This window comes from Actinopolymorpha alba DSM 45243, assembly GCF_000373925.1.
Lineage (GTDB): Bacteria > Actinomycetota > Actinomycetes > Propionibacteriales > Actinopolymorphaceae > Actinopolymorpha > Actinopolymorpha alba.
Map to the genome: position 1 here is coordinate 1 of NZ_KB892784.1, position 18,785 is coordinate 18,785.

17 protein-coding genes and 1 pseudogene are annotated in these 18,785 nt (G+C 68.2%); 13 read left to right on the forward strand and 5 right to left on the reverse strand.

The genetic code is table 11. From position 1 onward, the window contains the following. Positions 1 to 210, forward strand: a pseudogene (locus tag B141_RS43325) (IS982 family transposase); the annotation flags it as partial. Between the two features lie 71 nt (positions 211 to 281). Here the strand turns inward: B141_RS43325 and B141_RS50920 are convergent. From B141_RS50920 to B141_RS0128550, 3 genes are all read right to left on the reverse strand, one after another. Beyond that, complete coding sequence (locus tag B141_RS50920) at positions 282 to 767, reverse strand: hypothetical protein (RefSeq protein WP_020578607.1); 486 nt, start codon at positions 765 to 767, stop codon at positions 282 to 284. Next, entirely contained in the window at positions 764 to 1,315 is a 552-nt protein-coding gene (locus B141_RS0128545) for a SigE family RNA polymerase sigma factor (RefSeq protein WP_020578608.1), read from the reverse strand. The genes B141_RS50920 and B141_RS0128545 overlap by 4 nt, the downstream gene beginning before the upstream one ends. Positions 1,316 to 1,433: 118 nt before the next feature. Next, positions 1,434 to 2,705, reverse strand: a complete 1,272-nt coding sequence (locus tag B141_RS0128550) for an ROK family transcriptional regulator (protein ID WP_020578609.1) — start codon at positions 2,703 to 2,705, stop codon at positions 1,434 to 1,436. A gap of 207 nt (positions 2,706 to 2,912) precedes the next feature. On the opposite strand from B141_RS0128550, the gene B141_RS0128555 reads away from it, so the two are divergent. The 6 genes from B141_RS0128555 (at position 2,913) to B141_RS0128580 (ending at position 9,215) form a co-directional block, all read left to right on the forward strand. Then, positions 2,913 to 3,722: a sugar phosphate isomerase/epimerase family protein gene (locus B141_RS0128555; RefSeq protein WP_020578610.1), complete on the forward strand. Its 810-nt coding sequence runs from the start codon at positions 2,913 to 2,915 to the stop codon at positions 3,720 to 3,722. Then, positions 3,722 to 4,765 carry a Gfo/Idh/MocA family protein gene (locus tag B141_RS46270; RefSeq protein WP_020578611.1) on the forward strand — a complete coding sequence of 348 codons (1,044 nt, stop codon included), beginning with the start codon at positions 3,722 to 3,724 and terminating at the stop codon, positions 4,763 to 4,765. Before B141_RS0128555 ends, B141_RS46270 begins: the two co-directional genes overlap by 1 nt. Positions 4,766 to 4,912: 147 nt before the next feature. Beyond that, a complete protein-coding gene (locus tag B141_RS0128565) occupies positions 4,913 to 6,493 on the forward strand; it encodes an ABC transporter substrate-binding protein (protein WP_084678585.1) in 1,581 nt (526 codons plus the stop codon). A 45-nt stretch (positions 6,494 to 6,538) separates the two neighbouring features. Further along, positions 6,539 to 7,522, forward strand: coding sequence for a carbohydrate ABC transporter permease (locus tag B141_RS0128570; protein WP_020578613.1), 984 nt, complete (start codon positions 6,539 to 6,541; stop codon positions 7,520 to 7,522). Continuing rightward, on the forward strand, positions 7,519 to 8,346 hold the full coding sequence (locus B141_RS0128575) for a carbohydrate ABC transporter permease (protein ID WP_026257648.1): 828 nt from the start codon (positions 7,519 to 7,521) through the stop codon (positions 8,344 to 8,346). The genes B141_RS0128570 and B141_RS0128575 overlap by 4 nt, the downstream gene beginning before the upstream one ends. 23 nt (positions 8,347 to 8,369) lie before the next feature. Beyond that, positions 8,370 to 9,215, forward strand: a complete 846-nt coding sequence (locus tag B141_RS0128580) for a sugar phosphate isomerase/epimerase family protein (RefSeq protein WP_157181367.1) — start codon at positions 8,370 to 8,372, stop codon at positions 9,213 to 9,215. A gap of 353 nt (positions 9,216 to 9,568) precedes the next feature. Here the strand turns inward: B141_RS0128580 and B141_RS0128585 are convergent, their stop codons facing one another. Then, positions 9,569 to 10,663, reverse strand: coding sequence for a bifunctional NAD(P)H-dependent oxidoreductase/GNAT family N-acetyltransferase (locus B141_RS0128585; protein WP_020578616.1), 1,095 nt, complete (start codon positions 10,661 to 10,663; stop codon positions 9,569 to 9,571). Positions 10,664 to 10,719: 56 nt separating this feature from the next. Between B141_RS0128585 and B141_RS0128590 the strand changes: the two genes are divergently transcribed. Together B141_RS0128590 and B141_RS0128595 are read left to right on the forward strand one after the other, a co-directional pair. Then, complete coding sequence (locus B141_RS0128590) at positions 10,720 to 11,169, forward strand: MarR family winged helix-turn-helix transcriptional regulator (protein ID WP_020578617.1); 450 nt, start codon at positions 10,720 to 10,722, stop codon at positions 11,167 to 11,169. A gap of 260 nt (positions 11,170 to 11,429) precedes the next feature. Then, positions 11,430 to 13,175, forward strand: coding sequence for an ABC-F family ATP-binding cassette domain-containing protein (locus B141_RS0128595; RefSeq protein ID WP_020578618.1), 1,746 nt, complete (start codon positions 11,430 to 11,432; stop codon positions 13,173 to 13,175). Between the two features lie 3 nt (positions 13,176 to 13,178). Here B141_RS0128595 and B141_RS0128600 read toward each other — a convergent pair whose 3' ends face one another. Then, the gene (locus B141_RS0128600) at positions 13,179 to 13,616 is read right to left on the reverse strand and encodes a hypothetical protein (RefSeq protein WP_157181368.1); all 438 of its coding nucleotides are present in this window, start codon (positions 13,614 to 13,616) and stop codon (positions 13,179 to 13,181) included. Positions 13,617 to 13,800: 184 nt separating this feature from the next. Between B141_RS0128600 and B141_RS0128605 the strand changes: the two genes are divergently transcribed. From B141_RS0128605 to glmM, 4 genes are all read left to right on the forward strand, one after another. Beyond that, on the forward strand, positions 13,801 to 15,999 hold the full coding sequence (locus B141_RS0128605) for a DUF6351 family protein (protein WP_020578620.1): 2,199 nt from the start codon (positions 13,801 to 13,803) through the stop codon (positions 15,997 to 15,999). 357 nt (positions 16,000 to 16,356) lie between these two features. Beyond that, complete coding sequence (rplM, locus tag B141_RS0128610; RefSeq protein ID WP_020578621.1) at positions 16,357 to 16,800, forward strand: 50S ribosomal protein L13; 444 nt, start codon at positions 16,357 to 16,359, stop codon at positions 16,798 to 16,800. A 25-nt stretch (positions 16,801 to 16,825) separates the two neighbouring features. Then, complete coding sequence (rpsI, locus tag B141_RS0128615; protein WP_020578622.1) at positions 16,826 to 17,371, forward strand: 30S ribosomal protein S9; 546 nt, start codon at positions 16,826 to 16,828, stop codon at positions 17,369 to 17,371. 13 nt (positions 17,372 to 17,384) lie between these two features. Next, positions 17,385 to 18,734 carry a phosphoglucosamine mutase gene (gene glmM, locus B141_RS0128620; protein WP_020578623.1) on the forward strand — a complete coding sequence of 450 codons (1,350 nt, stop codon included), beginning with the start codon at positions 17,385 to 17,387 and terminating at the stop codon, positions 18,732 to 18,734. Positions 18,735 to 18,785 lie beyond the last annotated feature (51 nt).

An 18,785-nucleotide genomic window follows, 5' to 3' on the forward strand; every position in this document is an offset into this window, starting at 1 on the left:
TTCGGCAACCTCGCCGGCATCCGCCAGCTCATCGAATCAGTCTTCGACACCGGCAAAGGCCAGCTCTCCCTCGAACTACACGGCGCCCGCACCCCCGAAAGCCTCTACGCCCGCATCGCCCAACGCCTCCTCGCCCTCGCCACCGCCATCTGGCACAACCACAACACCGGCACCCCCATCACCCGATCCCTCATCGCCTACGACCACTGAGTTAGGAATCAGTCGTCTAGGGAAGGGCCGGGCCCGACGACAGTGCGCCGTGCCCGGCGCCCTCCGCCGGTTTAACGCTGGGTGGGACGGGTCGGACTCGGGGAGGGGTACGGCTCGGGCGCCGTGGGCGTCGCGGTGGGCCTCTTTGTCGGGGTGGGTGAGCTGGTGGGCGTCGGCTCGGGCGCCGTGGGAGTCGGCTCGGGCGCCGTGGGCGTCGCGGTGGGCGCCTTTGTCGGAGTGGGTGAACTGGTGGGCGTTGTCGTCGGCGTGGGCTGAGGCGCTGTGGTCGGCGTCGTGGTCGGCGCGGGAGTCGGAGTCGGTGGTGTCCTCGGACTGTCGCCGCCCGCCGGCGCGAAGAACGTCCGCTGCAGGCCGGCCACGGCGCCGGGCACCGCGACCGTCCCGACCAGCGCGAGCGCCGCGCCACCGGCGACCGCTACCCGCTTGGCGTGCCGGCGCCGGCGGGCCTGGCGCAGGGCCAGGTCGGCCATCCCAGGTACCGGCCGGACCTCGTGCGCAAGACCTGTCATGGCCTCGCGGATCAGTTGTTCGTTCACGGGTGTACCTCCGCGGGAGTGGATGACTGGGGCCTGGGGTCAGCCAGCTCGGGGGCCACGGTTCGCAGCCTGGCCAGGGCCCGTGCGGTCTGGCTGCGAACGGTGCCGACCGAACACCCCAGCATGTGCGCGACCTCGGCTTCGGGGAGATCCTCGAAGTACCGCAGCGCGAGCACCGCTCGTTGGCGCGGGCCGAGCTTCGACAACGCAGCGCGTACGTCAATCCGGCGGTCGACCGCGGAAGCGTGATCGGTGGGGTGCTGGCTGGCGGCGGTACTGGCGGGAGACTCCGGTGGACGCTCGACGAGGTGTTCGCTGGATCGGCTCCGGCGCCGCCACCAGCTCACCTGGTCGTGGTACAAAACGCGCCGGACGTATGCCTCGGGCTCCTCGACCTTCCGCCAGCGCGGCGCCAGCTTGGCGAGCGCGCCCTGCACGAGGTCCTCGGCCCGGTGCTGGTCGCCGCAGAGCAGGTACGCCGTTCGTAAGAGAGCGAGTGACCTGGCCTCGACGAATTCACGAAACTCGGCTTCAGATCGCGCGTCCACGTGGCTCCCTCCGTTGACCTGCCACCCATGTAGACGCCGGGTCCGCCTCGCCGCTATGCATGCGCCCCTGGAATGCCGGACCCCTGGAATGCCGGACCCCTGAAACGCCGGTCGCTCGTCAGTGGGGGAGTGCGGTGGGCTGGTCGAGTGGGGCCTGGAAGAACTCCCGGAGGGCCAGCGTGGCCGCGCCGATGACGGGCGCGTCCGGCAGGGTGGCCTGCTCGATCGTGACCGCGTCCCGGAGCGCGGGAAAGACTCGGCGGCGTACCTCCGCGCGAACGGGCGCGAGCAGGGCCTCGCCCGCGGTCGACAGCTCACGACCGAGCAGGATCAGCTGGGGATCCAGCGTGTAGATGATGGTGACGATGCCGGCAGCGAGATGGCGGGCCACCTCGGCGAAGACGCGGTGGGTCAGCGGATCGCCCTGGCGCAGCGCCGAGATCGCCTGCTCGATCGTCACGTCGCCGTCCAGGCCGCCGCGCGCCGCCCGCAGTGCGGCGAGGACTCGGGGAACGGCGACGTACATCTCCAGGCAGCCGGAGTTGCCGCACCGGCAGCGTGGGCCGTCGAGGTTGACGCTGAGGTGGCCGGCCTCACCGGCCAGATCGTGGTTGCCGCGGTAGAGGTCGCCGTCGAGGACGAGGCCGGTGCCGACGCCGGTGCCGATGTTCAACAGGACGAAGTTGTCGGTGCCCTGCCCGGCGCCGAACCAAAGCTCGGCGAGCGCGCTGGTGTTGGCGTTGTTGTCGACGTACGCCGGAAGCCGGAGCCGGTCCTGCAGGTCCTTGACGAGGTCCAGGTCGTACCAAGCGTGGAACGACCTGGGAGCGAGGTAGCGGCCTGAGCGGATGCTCACCGGCCCAGGGGCGCCGATGCCGATGCCGATGAGGGCGGCGCGTTCGGCCGCGGTGAGCTGGCTGAGCAACTCCTCGACCATTCGCCCCGCGGTGGGCAGGGCGAGGTCACCACGCCAGGGACTGTCGGCCGACTCGACGAGCCGCTCGCGTACCCGCCCGGAGAGGTCGACCACCGCGGCCGTGATGGCGTTGCGCGCGAGGTCAACGCCGATCGCGTACCTCGCGGCGGGATTGATCTCGAGGGAGACCGGACGGCGCCCCGCTCTGGAGGAGGACCGGTAACCCGTCTCCCGGGCGAGGCCGCCGGCGAGGAGATCCTCGACGATGTGCGAGACGGTCGCCGGGTTGAGCCCCGTCTGCTGGGCCAGATCGACCCGCGCGATCGGGCCGAGAGCGTGGATCGCGCGGAAGATGAGCGCGCGGTTGCGGTGCTTGACGCTCTGGTGGTTGGCGCCCGCATAGCTGTTGGCGCCCCCGTTGCCCTTGGCATCCCCGCTGCCTTTGGTGTCCGCGTAGCCCCAGCCCGGCCGCATTACGCCAAGTCCGCCTTTCCATCTTGACGATGCCCGTGAGCGATCCATATTTGTTGAAACAATCACGCAATTCTCCCACGGCGTGGCTCGACCAACGCTCCTGTACCCGACGGTTGGTGGTGAACAGCCGGCCGGATTCATGCCGCGGGGTCGAGAGACCGCACCGCCAACCGCTGACCACCGACGACGTTCAAGGGGTGTTGGGCCGTGCTGCTGTCGTGTGCCGAGCAGATGCTGGGTGATCGTTCGCTCGAGGACAAGATCGGGCTCGTCCGGGAGGCGGGGTTCGACGGCATCGACGTCCGGATGGTGACCCTCACCGAGGCGGCCAACCGCCGCACGCTGAGCGAGAGCGGCCTGCCGGTTGGTGCCGTCTACTCGCAGCTGCGCGATCCCTGCCTGCTGTCCCGCAGCTCCGCTGAGCGGGCGGTGGCCTGCGATCGGGTGGTCGAGTACGCCGAGGCGGCGGCGGCCGTGGGCGCCTCCAACCTCATCGTGGTGCCGGTCTTCGGTGGACCACGGCTGCCGGCGTTCGATCCGGTGGTCCCCTTGGTCGAACTCGAGACCGCGGTGCTGCTCACCGGACTCGCCGAGATCGCCGAGCGGGTCGCGGACCTCCCCGTCACAGTCACGATCGAACCACTCAACCAGGCTGAGACGCACTTCCTTACCGACCCGACCCGGGGTGCCGCATTGTGCGACGCCATCGGCTCGCCGCGGATCGCGACGATGGTGGACACCTATCACTGCGAGCGCGAAGCCCAGGACATCCCGAGCAAGATCGCCGCGGCCGGGGACCAGCTCGCGCTTCTGCATCTGTCAGACACCGAGCGCCGTCTGCCGGGCACCGGCCGGATCGACTTCGGCGCCGTACTCGCCGCCCTTCACGAGCGCGGTTACCGGGGCTGGATGGGGCTCGAATGCCGTCCGGCCGACGGCGTCGACGAGTTGCGCCGGTCGGTCAACCATCTTCGCGCGCTGTTGCCGGCGGCAGCCGCGGACCGGAGGACGGCCTGATGACAATCTCGGCAGTGATCATCGGTTCGGGCCGGATGGGCCGTGCGCACGCGAACAACCTCTCCGAGATGCCGGACGTCCGCGTGGTGGGCTGCGCTGACGTACGCCAGGACGCCGCCGACGCGCTCGCCCACGAGTTCGGTGCGGCGTCAGCCTGCGACTACCGCGAGCTGCTCGAGCGGACCAAGCCGGACGTCGCATACCTGTGTACGCCGGCCGACGAGCACGCGGAGCAGATCACCTTCGCCGCGGAACGCGGGATCAACCTCTTCGTCGAGAAGCCGCTGGCGCCGTCAGTGCGGGCGGCGCAGGCAGCCGCGGACGCGGTGGAGCGGTACGGCGTTCTCTGTACGGTCGGCTACCAGTGGCGCTACAGCCCCGTCACCGACACGGCCCGTGCGGCGCTGGGCGAGAGTCCGCCGACGATGCTCGCCGGGTGGTGGTACTGGACGATCCCGCCGATCCCCTGGATCAGGGACCGGCGGATCGGCGGGGGCCAGGTGTTCGAGCAGGCCACGCACCTGATCGACCTCATGCGGTACTTCGCCGGGGACGTCAAAGAGGTCTACGCGACCTACGCCGACAACGCCATCCCGCACGAGGAGTTGCCCAACTGGGACGCGAGCGCGGTCAGCCTGCGGTTCGCGAACGGCGCCGTCGGCAGCCTGCACACGACCTACGCCCTCTTTCCCGGAATTCCCGGCTCGAACGGCGTCGACGTCGCGGCGCGGAACCTTCTCGTCCGCATCAACCTGGGCGGGACAACCGTCTTCCGGCCAGGTGCCGATCCGAGCCAGACGCCGGCGCCGGCTGGTTGGAACATCGACCAGGAGTTCGTCTCGATCCTGCGGCGCAACGATCCCGGTGCGATTCGGGCGACCGCCCGGGAGGCCGCGAAGAGTATCTGTGTCTCGCTGGCCGCCAACTACTCAGCCGTCACTGGCACGGTCGTGAGTCTGGAGGAGTTCATGGCCGACCCGCCTGACGACCCGAGGATCATGCCGGTGCCCGGTGCGGCGGCTGGCGGCGATCCGACTCGTTAATCCCGACCAGTGAACTAGGGATTGACGGTCGTCGCGCAGTACCGGGAGCATCGGGCCCGTGCCGATGGCACCCATGTTCACGGCGTGGACCGATGGTGACCTTGCCGGCCGGCCGGTCGACTCGACAGGCAGGAGAGGGAGGGTGAGATGACCCGCGTACCGGACCCGAGCGTCTTCACTGGACGACTTTCCCGGAGGAGGGTGTTGGGGCTGCTCGGCGCTGGTTGTGCGGGCCTTGCCACCGCCGCGTGCGTCGACACCTCTGACACCGGCCAGGAGGGCGCCGCGCCGAGCCCGAGCAAGGGCGGCTCGGCGGCCAGCCGGATCCGCATTCCCGACGCCAAGGTCGACCTGCCGACCGGCAAGGTGGAATTGCGCTGGATGGACAGCGGCGACATGAAGGCGCGATTCTTCGAGGCGTTCTTCGCCGAATACGAAAAGAAACGCCCCAATATCTCGGTGCGGTACGACGGCACGAACTGGAACCAGATCACCCAGGTGGTCACCCTTGGCGTACGTAACGGCACGGCGCCGGATGTCTTTCAGCTGCCGGGTCAGATCACCATGGGAATGGCGGTGTCGAACGACTGGATCGGGGCGTACGACGACATCATCCCGGATTTCGCGGCGGTCAAGGCACGCTATCCGGCTGGTGCCTTCGCGGCCGGCGTGACCGACTTCGGAGGCAAGACGTACGCGCTGCCGCTGACCGGCCAGGCGCGCATCAACAACCTGCTGCTGTTCAACCAGGATCTGGTCAAGGACCTCGATGTCGATCTGAACGCCGAGATCCTTAGTTGGCCGCAGCTTCGCGACGTGGCGAAGCAGATCACCAAGCAGGGAAAGGGCCGCTACTACGGCATCATCTTCGGCCTCGCGCAGCCGGGCGGCCTTTCCGGCCCGGTCAACGCGATGTGCGAGATGGCCGGGGTACACGGCGGCGCCGACGGCATCGACCTGCGTACCGGCACCTACAACGTCACCAATCCGATCGTCATCGAGGCGATCGAGTTGATGCTCGCGATCAGGTCCGACGGCAGTGCACATCCGGATTCGGTGAATCTCGACGCGCCGGGAGCACGGGCCCGGATGCCTCAGGGCCAGGCGGGCATCATGATGCAGGGGCCGTGGAACATCGTTCCCTGGCGGGAGGAGAATCCCGAATTCCACCTGGGACTCAACCTGCCGCCCCAGCGTGATCATGACGACGTCTGGCCGTTGACGTACGGCCCCGGTGGTTCGAACAGCTACGTCTTCTCGAGCAAATCCACTCTCGGGTCGGTGATCGCTGATGTGATGAGCTACCTGTCCACCGTCGAAGGACAGGTGCAGTGGGGTCTGCGGAATGGCGCCGCCGACCCACCGCAGTTCCCGCAGGCGGTCGCCAAGCTCGAGCTGGACGAGCTGCAGCAGAAGGCGCTCGAACTCGGCGCCGACCACACGGTGCTCCGCCCGGAAGCCGCCGTTCGCAATCCTGACGTCACGAAGGTGTATGAATCCCAGGTGCCGGCCCAACCCGGCTTCAGTGACACGCTCGTCGGCCTCTACACCGGGCGGATCAAGGGCAGCGTCGAACACGCGATGCGCGGCCTGAACGACCGGCTGGAGAAATCGCTCGAGGACGCGATCAAGAAGGCCCGGTCACGTGGCGCCGAGGTCGACCGTGACGACTGGGTGTTCGCCGACTGGGATCCCAGGCAGGCCTACACCACGCTCTACGAGAAATGACCGCCGCGGATGGCGCCCGAGGGTGACGGCTGGGGATGACGGCTGATGACCACATCGGATCAGGTGCGGCTTGACGTGCCCGCCAGGCGGCGGACTGGGCTGGGCCAGCGGATCTGGGACGCGCGTGCCGTCTATCTGCTGATGCTGCCGGGCTTCGTGCTGATCCTGATGTTTTCGTTCTATCCGTTGGTCATGTCGTGGTATTACGCGTTCTTCGACTGGAGTGGGCTCGACGCCGCGAAGTATTTCGTTGGATTCCAGAACTTCCGCGACCTGATGGCCGACGAATATTTCTGGAAGGCGTTCGGGCGTTCGGCGTGGTTCGCGGCCGTGGCGACGCCGATCGAGTTGGCGCTGTCGCTGGCGCTCGCGATCGTCCTCAACGATCGTTCGCTGAAGCTGGCGCCGGTGTTCCGCACGTTGTTCTTCATTCCGGTCGTCACGACCACGGCGATCGTCAGCATCGTCATGAGCATGGTGTTCTCGAGTTTCAACGGTCCAGCCAACCAGGCCCTCCAGTCGTTGCGGTTGATCGACGAGCCGATCGGATTCCTCACCGACCCGCGCACCGTGATGTGGACGGCAATCGGGTTGTTCGTGTGGAAATGGCTCGGCCAGCCGATGATCTACTGGCTGGCCGGGCTCCAGACCATCCCGCAAGAGTTGTATGAAGCCGCGCAGGTCGACGGCGCCGGTTGGTGGCGGCGTACGATCTCGATCACCGCGCCGATGCTGACGCCGTTCGCGATCATCATCACGCTCGTGGTCCTGGTCGGCAACATGCAGGTCTTCGCTTTCATGCAGGCGCTGACCCACGGCGGGCCGTATTTCTCCACCGAAGTGATGGAGCTTTACATCTATCGCATGGCGTTCGGCGCGCAGGGCCAGGTGTCGACGCAGCGGCTCGGTTATGCGTCCGCCGCGGGCGTGTTGTTCGGGATCCTGCTGATCGTGGTCGCGGTCGCGCAGATCTTCGCGGTCCGGAAGTTTCGCCGGGGCGGCGGTGGGTTCGCGGGAGCACCGCGGTGACCGCGGGTCGAGTCCGGAGGCTGGTGACGTACGCCATCCTCACCCCGCTCGCGTTCGTGTGGATCTATCCGTTCCTCTGGATGATGTCGGCGTCAGTCCGGCCGAACGGCAAGGTGTTCGCCGGCCTGGGGTTGTTTCCGACCAAGTGGTACTGGAGTAACTACGCCGCGGCCTGGGTCGACGCCGAGATCGGGAAATACTTCCTCAACACCGTCGTCGTGACGGTGAGCGGCGTGGCGATCGTGGTGTGTACGACGGCGACGATGGGCTATGCGCTTGGCAGGTATGCGTTCCCTGGCCGAAGGATTCTGGTGGGAATACTCGCCGCGCTGGTGTTCCTGCCGCAGGGCTACACGATCATTCCGATCTTCGACCTCATCACGAAACTCAATCTTGACGGCACGTTGTTCGGCATCATCCTTGCCGAGAGCGGGCAGGCGCACATCATCCAACTCCTGCTCTACGCTGGCTACTTTCGCCAACTCCCCAAGGAACTCGAGGAGTCGGCCACGATGGACGGGGCGGGTTTCTTCCGGATCTTCGTCCAGATCTTCCTGCCGCTGGCCAAGCCGGTGACCGCCACGGTCATCATCCTGCAGTTCATCGCGAGCTGGAATGATTTCCTGCTGCCGTTGGTGCTCACCCTGAGCCAGCCGGACCTGCGGACCCTCGCGGTCGCGGTCTATTCGTTCCAGGGTGAGAACTTCACCAGCTACGCGCAGATGAACGCGGCCAGCACGATCAGCCTGCTGCCCGTCATCATCGTGTTCCTCTTTCTCCAGCGCTATTTCGTCGAAGGTATCGCCGGCGCAGTCAAACAGTGAGGCTCTGAGGGGAGATGTGCGGCGTGGATTCCGGAGACGCGGTGCCCAGGTGGTCCGTCGGTTGCCAGGCTCGCCCGTGGTTGCAGACTCTTGGGGACGCTGGGCTCACCGCTCGGCTGGGCGAGGTGATGGGGGAGATCGGCCGGATCGGGTACGCCGGCTTCGAGACCGCCCTGCGTTGCCTTCCAGTGCGGGAGCCGCGGGCGTTCGCGGAAATGTCCGAGTGGGCTGGCGGCCTTGTCCTGACAGGTGCTCACGCCGGTGCTCGGTGGTGGGACCCCGACGACGCGTCCGCGGTCGACGCCCACGTCGCGCAGGCCTCGCTCTTACCGGCGTTGGGCTGTCACCGGCTGGTCGTGAGCATTAACGCGCTTCCGGCCCGCCCGTCCGAGAGCCAGCTCGACCAGCTCGCGGCCAGCCTGACCCGGCTCGGTCGTGCCTGCCGTGAGGCGGCCGGTGTGGAGGTGGCGGTGCACAACCATGCCAGGGAGATCGCGGACGGGGCCCGAGTGATCTCCGCGATCGTGGAACGCTGCCCCGCCGAGGACATCACGCTCGGAGCCGACCTTGGGTGGGTGGCGTACGCCGGGATGGACGTTCCGGAGTTTGTCGAGCGGTTCGGCTCTCGTCTGGCGTACCTCCATCTCCGCGACGTCACGGATCACTCGACCGGGCCTGCGTTCACCGAGATCGGCCGGGGCCGGCTCGACATGGGTGCGATCCTGCGGGCGCTGCGGAACGTCGGCTACACGGGCTGGATCGTCGTCGAGTCGGAGTTCAGCGACACCTGGCAGGGTGCGGAACTTCCCGAGGAGACGGCGCGGGCGCAGCTTGCGGGCCTTGGCGCGTTCCTGGATGGGTCTTGCTGACGACGACCGGCGCGTGAGGTCCAGCAAGATGCGGGCGCGGCAGCTTTCGCGATGGGCGCGCCAGCCCAGATCGTGGAGCTTCCGCAGTGCTATGACCCCCTGGAGTTTCCACGGTCTCACTGAGGTACAGCCGATGTCAGGCCAGTTCCAGAGCCGACCCAAGAGATCGGTGGCTGGCAGGACTGGCCCTGGACCCTACTTTGCCTCGTACCCGAGGCAACCCGCGCCGCCTGGACCAACCACGCCGTGGCCGTCTGGCACTTCCAACTCGGCTAACTCCGACCAGAAATCGCGCTGTCCCGCTCGTTCTTGGTTCGGCTCTCGCACCTGGGTGCCCCGTTGACCACGGGGATTCAGGCACTCAGCTGGCGCTGTTTGGTGAGGTAGACGCTGCCGTCCGGGGTTCCGTCGGCGGCGGTGAGGGCATAGCCGGCGCGCTCGTAGAGCTTGATGTTGCGCGTGCTTCGGTGGCCGGTGAACAGTTCGCAGTGCGTGGTTTCCTCGGGGGCCTGCCGTTCGACGTACGAGAGCAGCCAGGAACCGATGCCGTTCCCGGCCTGGTCGGGAGCCACCATGAGGCGACCGATCAGCCACGCCCGCTCATGTGCCCGGGCTCGGACCGCCGCGACGAGGCGGCCGTGCCGGCGTACGCACCACAGCTGCCAGGTCGACATCGATGCGCGCAGGTCATCGAGTGTCTCCCGGAGCGGCTGCAGGTCGAGGGTGTCGTTCGCGAGGGCCTCCTGCACCCAGCAGCACCGTTGGAGCACGAGCAGTTCGGCCAGGTCGTCAGGCCGGGCGGTGGTCAGCCTCAGTCCGTCGACCGGTCCGGGAATGCTGGTGTCGTCACTGTCGGTCCCGGTGCGCAAGGATCGCATCGCTGAGGCCACCCGGGTCAGCTCATGTAGTACTCCACGAGCGGCTTCATCGAGTCCTGCGGACTCGATGACCTGCCCGTTGTGGGTGCTGTCGGCGATACGTAGGGCGACGGTGGCGCCGATGGGCATCATCTTCAAGGTTGTGACGACCTGCTTGGTCATCTGTACCGACCGGGTGCCGGCCGAAGTGTTGCCGTAGCTGACGAACCCCACCGGCTTCCACGCCCACTCGTGGTAGAGGAAATCGAAGGCGTTTTTCAATGCCGCAGGCATGCCGTAGTTGTACTCAGGTGTGACCACCACGAACGCGTCGGCCGCGGCCACCCGCCGGCTCCACGCGCGGGTGTGTTCGTGAACGTAGATGCCGCTGGAGGGATGCTCGGGCTCGTCGAGCAGCGGCAGCCCGATGTCGGCCAGGTCCGCGACGTCGACGATGATCCCGTCGCCTGCGGCTTCCGGGAGGGTTGCCCGGACAAACCAGTCGGCGATCGCGGGTCCGAGGCGCCCGGGGCGGGTACTGGCGACGATGACAAGGACGTTCAGGGGCGCGTTCGGAGCTTTCGATGACATGTCAACGACCGTACGTCGAATTTCTATGACGTGTCAACGAGGGGTACGGTGACCGGGTGGACACTGCCTGGCTGAGCGAGGACGAGGAACACGCTTGGCGTGCTTTCCGACGCCTGCTGATAGCGCTGCCGGCACGGCTCGGCCGGGACCTGGCCCGCGACTCGGGGCTGTCATCGGCGGACTACGAGGTGCTGAGCACACTGTCGGAGAAGCCAAACCGTCGATGGGCGCTCAAGGACCTCGCCGCCAAGATGGAGTGGTCGCGCAGCCGACTGTCCCACCACGCGGCCCGCATGCAGGGACGGGGACTTATCGATAAGGAGCCCGATCCGCAGGACGCGCGGGGCTGCATCCTGCACCTGGCCGACGGTGGCTTCAGGGTTTTGGAGGAAGCCGCCCCGCACCATGTCGTCGCCGTGCGCTCACGTTTCCTCGATCATTTGAGCTCCGACGAACTCGCGGTGCTGCGCACGTTATCGACCCGGATTGCCGACCTGCCTAACTGACATTGCACCGAGGCCCCGACCGCCTCGTGGGCAGCGCCAGCTGCCGGCGATCGGCCTCACCGGGCTCATGGTTTACCGCCTCCGACTTCTCGTTCGCACCCCTGATGTGCCTGTACCTTCAGCGAGTCATGGGTCTCGCAGCGCTGGGGGTCGGACTCCGACTCCTCCCGATTACACCGACCGGCCGCGCAGGCGTTGGAGAGGGGCGGCGATGCTAAAGGATTCGCGCTCCACCCCGGTCAGCCGTAAGACTTGCGCGCGTGGGTTATGTCGATGTCGCCGGTGTCCGCTACGAACTCCCCGATGGCCGGGTGCTCCTGGATGACGTGTCCTTCCGGGTTGGCGAGGGCGCCAAGGTCGCGCTCGTGGGCGCCAACGGATCCGGCAAGACGACGCTGCTGCGGATCGTGGCCGACGACCTCGCCCCTCACGCGGGGAGCGTGAGTCGGGCGGGTGGATTGGGCGTGATGCGGCAGTTCGTCGGATCCGTGCGGGACGATACGACCGTCGCCGGGCTGCTGCTGTCAGTAGCGCCGCCGCCGATCCAGAAGGCCGCGCGGGCGGTTGAGCGGGCCGAGCTGGCGATGATGGAGCGCGACGACGAGCCGACCCAGCTGCGCTACGCCCAGACGCTCGCCGACTGGGCGGACGCCGGAGGGTACGACGCCGAGGTGTTGTGGGACGTCTGTTGCACCGAGGCGATCGGCGTGCCGTACGAGCGGGCCCGCTGGCGGGAGGTACGCACCCTGTCCGGTGGCGAGCAGAAGCGGCTCGTCCTCGAGGCGTTGCTCCGTGGCCCCGACGAGGTGTTGCTGCTCGACGAGCCCGACAACTATCTCGACGTTCTCGCCAAGCGCTGGCTGGAGGAACGCCTTCGCGAGTCGCCCAAGACCGTGTTGTACGTCAGTCACGACCGCGAGCTGCTCGCCAACACCGCGACCCGGATCGTCACCGTCGAACTCCAGGCTGGCGGCAACTCGGTCTGGACCCATCCGCAGGGTTATGCGAGCTACCACGAGGCCCGCCGGGCGCGGTTCGAGAAGCTCGAGGAACTCCGCCGCCGCTGGGACGAACAGCACGCCAAGCTCAAGGCGTTCGTGGCGTTGATGAAGCGCCGGGCCATGGTCAACGACGGCGCCGCCCAGGCGTACAAGGCGGCGCAGACCCGGCTCCGCAAGTTCGAGGAGGCCGGACCACCGCAGGCCATCCCGCGCGAGCAGAACGTCAAGATGAGGTTGCGCGGCGGGCGTACCGGCAAGCGGTCGGTCGTGTGTGAGGCGCTTGAGCTCGCGGTGGGGATGGGCAGCAGCGAAGCTGAAAGCTCGAACAACACAGGTGAGGTGGCTCCGGGCGCGGCGTTGATGAAGCCGTTCGACCTGGAGGTGTGGTACGGCGAACGGGTGGCCGTGCTCGGCTCGAATGGCTCGGGAAAGTCGCACTTCCTCCGCCTCCTCGCGGCCGGCGGCACGCTGCCCGAACCCGAGCACCTGCCGGTCGGCGAGATAGTCGTGGCGCCGGTGTCGCACAACGGTCGGGCGAAGCTGGGCGCGCGGGTGCGTCCGGGGTGGTTCGCGCAGACCCACGAGCATCCTGAGCTGGTCGGGCGTACCCTCCTGGAGATTCTCCATCGGGGCGACGAGCATCGCGCCGGCATGCCACGCGAGGAGGCGGCCCGCGCACTTGACCGCTACGAGCTTGCGGTGGCGAGCGAGCAGACCTTCGAGTCGCTCTCGGGCGGGCAGCAGGCGAGGTTCCAGATCCTGTTGCTGGAGCTGTCCGGCGCGACCCTGCTCCTCCTCGACGAGCCGACGGACAACCTGGACGTCGCGTCGGCGGACGCGCTCGAGGAAGGCCTCGCGGCGTACGAGGGAACGGTGCTCGCGGTCACCCATGATCGGTGGTTCGCCCGGGGGTTCGACCGGTTCCTCATCTTCGGCGCCGACGGCGACGTCTATGAGGCCGACGAGCCGGTCTGGGACGAAGGTCGCGTCCGCCGGGCGCGGTGAGCCCTACCACGCCGTGAGCGCGCCCTCCACGCTCTCCACGACGAGGTCGGACACGCAGAACCCTTCGGAGGAGAAGTCGTTCGTCCAACCGAACCGCAGGAGCGTGGCACGGAGTAGTTCGGGCGAGGCGCGGTAGTCGGCCGCGACCATCGAGGCGAGGGGTAGGACGGTGAGCCCCGGTAGCCACCGGCACACAACCTCATCCAGCCCGACGGTCACGAAGGCTAACGGAAACAGCGTGGAGGCGATCGCGGTCGCGTCGTGGGCGCGGACACAGACCCACTCCTCCTCGGGGGGTTCGTACGCGGTGAGGGTGAGGTTGTGCGCGGTCGCCAGCGCTTTGAGCCGTGCCGCCGCACCCGTGCGGGTCCATCCGGGTAGCGGGGACTCCCACGGCGTCGCACCCAGCCACTGCTGGAGTGCTGGATCAAGGTCGATCATCCCGGCCATAATTCCCTGCGGTCCCCGGAGCGAAGTCGGTCGAAACCTGCCCAAGGAGGGCGCTCGGCGTGTCCGAGGCGCGGGCGTGTCCTGATCGGCGGCATCACCTGGACGTCCGGATGGGACGTGCTGGAAGCGGACAAGCTTCTGGTCGGCGGTCCGACCATCGATCATTGTGACGGACATGTTACGTCGACTCCTCGCCGTCGCCGTCCTTCCCGCCCTTGGTCTCGCGCTCGCTCCGGCGCCAGGTGCCGTGGCCGGCAACAACGCCGCCGCGACATCTGCCGGCACAGCGAACGCCGGCCCAGCGAACGCCGACGCCTCCGCACGGATCGGCCTCAGCGTCGTCTCGTCCCGCCCCGCTGTGGTGAGCGGAGGTGACGCGCTGGTCCGGGTGTCCACGCCAGCGGACGTACCCCTGACCGGCGTTCACGTGTATCTGAACGGCGAGGACGTGACCGCAGCCTTCAGGTTCGATCCGCGGGCCCGCATCGGAGACGGGCTCGTCGAGGGGCTCCGGCTCGGACACAACACGCTGACCGCGTCAGGTGGGGGAGCGGCGGGCCGGCTCGACGTGACGAACCATCCGATCACCGGGCCGGTCTTCGCGGGCCCGCACCAGCAGCCGTTCATCTGCGACACGGCGGAGTTCACGCTGGTGACCGGCGCCAAGCTGGGGGCGCCGCTCGACGATGAGTGCTCGGTGCGCACTCGCGTCGACTACGTCTACCGAACGACGGACGGCCGGTTCGTACCCCTGCCCGCCGGCACCACCCGCCCGGCCGACCTCGCGTGGACGACGACGAGTGCGGGGCGCCGGGTGCCGTACGTCGTCCGGGTCGAGACGGGCACCATCAACCGCGCCATCTACGAGACGGCGATCCTGCACGATCCGGAGTCTCCCGCACCCGATGCCTGGCAGCGCTCGCCCGGATGGAACGGCCGGCTCATCTACACGTTCGGTGGCGGCTGCGCGGGTGGGTGGTACATCCAGGGCCGCAACACCGGTGGAGTGATGGACGACCTGATGCTGCGGCAGGGGTACGCCGTCGCGTCGGCGTCCCTCAACGTCTTCGGCAACAACTGCGACGACCTGCTCGCCGCGGAGACGATGAGCATGGTGAAAGAACGCTTCGTCGAGGCGTACGGCGTTCCGGCGTTCACGATCGGGTGGGGCTGCTCGGGCGGCTCCTACCAGGTGCACCAGATCGGCGACAACTATCCGGGCCTGCTCGACGGCATCGTCGCCGCCTGCAGCTTCCCGGAGGTGGGGTTCGGGACGATCCACACCATCAGCGACGCCCGACTGCTCGACCACTACTTCAAGGTGCTCGCGCCGGGCGCGTTCCTCCGGGAGCAGCAGCGGGCCGTGTCCGGCTTCGGGAAGTGGGAAAGCATCGCCAACCTCGCCGGCGGGGGCGGGCGGATCGACCCGCGGATCTTCTGCCCGGGCCAGCTTCCCGCCGCACTGCGCTACGACCCGGCGACCAACCCGACCGGCGCGCGGTGTGACGTCTACAGCCACACGGTGAACGCCTACGGCCGGGATTCGGAGACCGGATTCGCCCGGCGGCCACTCGACAACGTGGGGATCCAGTACGGCCTGCAAGCTCTCCTTGACGGCACGATCAGCGCCGAGCAGTTCCTCGACCTCAATGCCAGGGTCGGCGGCTTCGACGCGGACGCCAACCACGTCGCCGAGCGGACTGTCGCCGACCTTGGCGCCACCCGAGCGGCGTACCGGACCGGCCGGCTCCTCAACGGCGGCGCCGGTCTGGCGACGATGCCGATCATCGACTACCGGGCCTACACCGACGACGCGTCGAACGGTGACATCCACATGCGGTTCCAGTCGTTCTCCACGCGGGCGCGGCTGGAAAGTGTCAACGGCACCCATGCCAACCAGGTGATGCTGGTGGAGGACGACAGGTACGGACTGTTCAGTACACAGAGTCCGGTCGTCGCGGACGCCCTCACCCAGATGGACGCCTGGCTCACGGCGATCGCGGGTGACACCCGGCCCGGCAACGCACGGGCCCGGCTCATGCGGAACAAACCGGGCAGCCTCGTCGACGCGTGCTGGACCCGCGACGCGGAGCCACGCAAGATCGCCCAGCCCCAGGTCGAGGGGGTTGGTACGACGACCTGCAACACCCTCTATCCGGTGTGGCCGTCACCGCGGATGGTCGCGGGCGGGTCGACCGCCAACGACATCGTGGCCTGCCAGCGACAGGCCGTCGATCCGCGGGTGTACGCCGGGCGACTCAACGGCGAGCAGCTGTCCAGACTGCGCGGCATCTTCCCTGACGGCGTCTGCGACTGGTCGGCACCGGGGATCGAGCAGCAGGGCCTGGCCGGGACCTGGTTGTCGTTCGGATAAACCTGGAATCGCCGCGTCCCGGCGCGTCACCGGGCCCGTGCGTCGACGGACGACCGACCGGAAATCGGCGACTTGTCCGAAGGCTCCTGCTTCGGACAGGGGTCGAATCCTCGGACAAATCGCCGCTCGGCCGCGCCTCGCGGCCGGACGCCGGGGGTCATTTTGACCACACTGCCGAGCCGCGAGTATTCTGGGCGGTCGTTGCGCTTGCCGGCGGTCGTCCGGAGGTCCCAGGGTCGTCCCTGGGCAGGCATTGCCGGCGTCTGGCGCAGTCCGCATTTGCGGAGCTTTGACACCCAAGACCTGCCATGTCAGGTAGACATGGCGTAACACGACGAGCAGCGAAGGCCGACGACTGTGCGCACCTACAGCCCCAAGCCCGGCGACGTCCCACGCGAGTGGCACGTCATCGACGCGACCGACGTCGTCCTCGGTCGGCTCGCGAGCCAGACGGCGACGCTGTTGCGCGGCAAGCACAAGCCGACCTTCGCGCCGCACGTCGACACCGGTGACTTCGTCATCATCGTCAACGCGGGCAAGGTCGCGTTGTCGGGCAACAAGCGCGAGACCAAGTTCGCTTACCGGCACTCCGGTTACCCCGGCGGTCTCACGGCCGTCCCTTACGGCGAGCTTCTCGACAAGGATCCCCGTAAGGCCATCGAGCGGGCAGTCTGGGGCATGCTCCCCAAGAACCGCCTCGGCCGGAAGCTACTGAAGAAGCTGAAGGTCTACGCGGGGCCTGACCACCCGCACAAGGCCCAGCAGCCCCAGACGTACGACATCACCCAGATCTCGCAGTGATCGCTGCGCCGAAGTGAGGAATCTCGTGGCCGAGTCCACCACCACTCCTGTCGAGGCCGAGGGCGTCGCCGTCGAGGCCGACGCGCCCGCTGACGCTGGTCAGCCCGGCGACGGCGACAGCACCGTCGCCTACAGCTCCGAGAGCGCTCCGGCCCCGGCGAGCGCGCCCCGTCCGGTCGCGATCGGACCGGCCGCCGCCACCGGGCGTCGCAAGGAGGCCGTGGCGCGGGTACGAGTGTTCCCGGGCACCGGCCAGTGGCGGATCAACGGCCGCACCCTCGAGCAGTACTTCCCAAACAAGGTGCACCAGCAGCACGTCAACGAGCCGTTCGTGCTCCTCGAGCTTGACGGACAGTACGACGTGATCGCCCGCATCGACGGCGGTGGCGTCACGGGCCAGGCTGGCGCACTGCGGCTGGGCATCTCCCGCGCGCTCAACGAGGTGGACGTCGACACCAACCGGCCGCCGCTGAAGCGGGCCGGCATGTTGACCCGCGACCCGCGCGCGAAGGAGCGCCGCAAGGCCGGGCTCAAGAAGGCCCGTAAGGCTCCGCAGTACTCCAAGCGGTAAGCACGGCGGCATCGTGGGCCGGCTCTTCGGTACCGACGGCGTTCGCGGGCTGGCCAATGGCGAGATCACGGCTGAGCTCGCCCTCGACCTGTCCGTCGCCGCCGCGCATGTGCTGGGCGAGGCCGGAGTCTTCGAGGGGCACCGACCGACCGCTGTGGTCGGTCGGGACCCCCGCGCCTCCGGTGAGTTCCTTGAAGCCGCGGTGGTGGCTGGGCTGGCGAGCGCCGGCATCGACGTCGTACGCCTGGGAATCCTCCCGACCCCCGGCGTCGCTCACCTGACCGCGAGCATGGGCGCCGACGTCGGCGTGATGCTGTCGGCCTCCCATAACCCGATGCCCGACAACGGCATCAAGTTCTTCTCGCGCGGCGGGCACAAGCTCGACGATGCGATCGAGGACCTCATCGAAGCCCGGCTGCGGGAGCCCTGGCAGCGCCCGACCGGTTTCGGGGTGGGCCGGGTCCGCGAAGACCACGACGGTTTCGAGACTTACGTCGACCACCTCGTGACCACCGTCCCGCACCGCCTCGACGGCCTGACCGTGGTCGTCGACTGCGCCAATGGCGCCGCCTACCGCACCGCCCCCGAGACGCTGCGCCGGCTGGGCGCCAGGGTGATCCCGATCCACGCCGAGCCCGACGGCTGGAACATCAACGAGCGCTGCGGCTCGACCCATCTGGAGTCGCTGGCCGCCGCCGTGGTCGAGGAGGGTGCCGACGCGGGCATCGCCCACGACGGCGACGCCGACCGGTGTCTCGCGGTCGACGCGCAGGGGAACGTCATCGACGGTGACCAGATCCTCGCCATCCTCGCCGTCGCCATGCGGGAGGCTGGTGCGCTAAACGGTGACACCGTGGTGGCGACGGTCCTGAGCAACCTCGGATTCATGCTCGCCATGCAGCGCGAGGGCATCGCTGTGGAGCAGACGAAGGTCGGCGACCGGTACGTCCTCGAGGCGATGAAGGCGGGATCGTTCACGCTGGGCGGCGAGCAGTCGGGGCACGTCCTACTCCTCGACCACGCCACCACCGGCGATGGTGTCCTCACCGCCGCCCACCTGCTCGCCCGGGTGGCGGCGAGCGGCCGGTCGCTCGGTGAGCTGGCCAGCGTCATGACGCGGCTCCCGCAGGTTCTGGTCAACGTCCGTGGTGTCGACAAGGCGCGAGCGGACTCCGACCCGGCGGTGCTGGCGGCCGTGAAGGCGGCCTCGGCCGAACTCGGCGAGACCGGCCGGGTGATCCTGCGACCGTCCGGCACCGAGCCGGTGGTGCGGGTCATGGTCGAGGCACCGACGTTTGAGGATGCCCAACGGGTCGCCGATGACCTCGCGCGCACCGTCGAGCATGCCCTCGCCCTCAGCTGATTCTTGACAACAGCCAGCGCATCGTCGATACCGATATTGCGTGGCGTGCGG

What these genes read in the sequence shown, in the direction of transcription:
- B141_RS0128585 (WP_020578616.1), bottom strand. Translation starts at nt 10,663, where the DNA reads ATGTCATCGAAAGCTCCGAACGCGCCCCTGAACGTCCTTGTCATCGTC.
- B141_RS0128550 (WP_020578609.1), bottom strand. Translation starts at nt 2,705, where the DNA reads ATGCGGCCGGGCTGGGGCTACGCGGACACCAAAGGCAGCGGGGATGCC.
- B141_RS0128600 (WP_157181368.1), bottom strand. Translation starts at nt 13,616, where the DNA reads ATGATCGACCTTGATCCAGCACTCCAGCAGTGGCTGGGTGCGACGCCG.
- B141_RS0128605 (WP_020578620.1), top strand. Translation starts at nt 13,801, where the DNA reads ATGTTACGTCGACTCCTCGCCGTCGCCGTCCTTCCCGCCCTTGGTCTC.
- B141_RS46270 (WP_020578611.1), top strand. Translation starts at nt 3,722, where the DNA reads ATGACAATCTCGGCAGTGATCATCGGTTCGGGCCGGATGGGCCGTGCG.
- B141_RS0128565 (WP_084678585.1), top strand. Translation starts at nt 4,913, where the DNA reads ATGACCCGCGTACCGGACCCGAGCGTCTTCACTGGACGACTTTCCCGG.
- B141_RS0128570 (WP_020578613.1), top strand. Translation starts at nt 6,539, where the DNA reads ATGACCACATCGGATCAGGTGCGGCTTGACGTGCCCGCCAGGCGGCGG.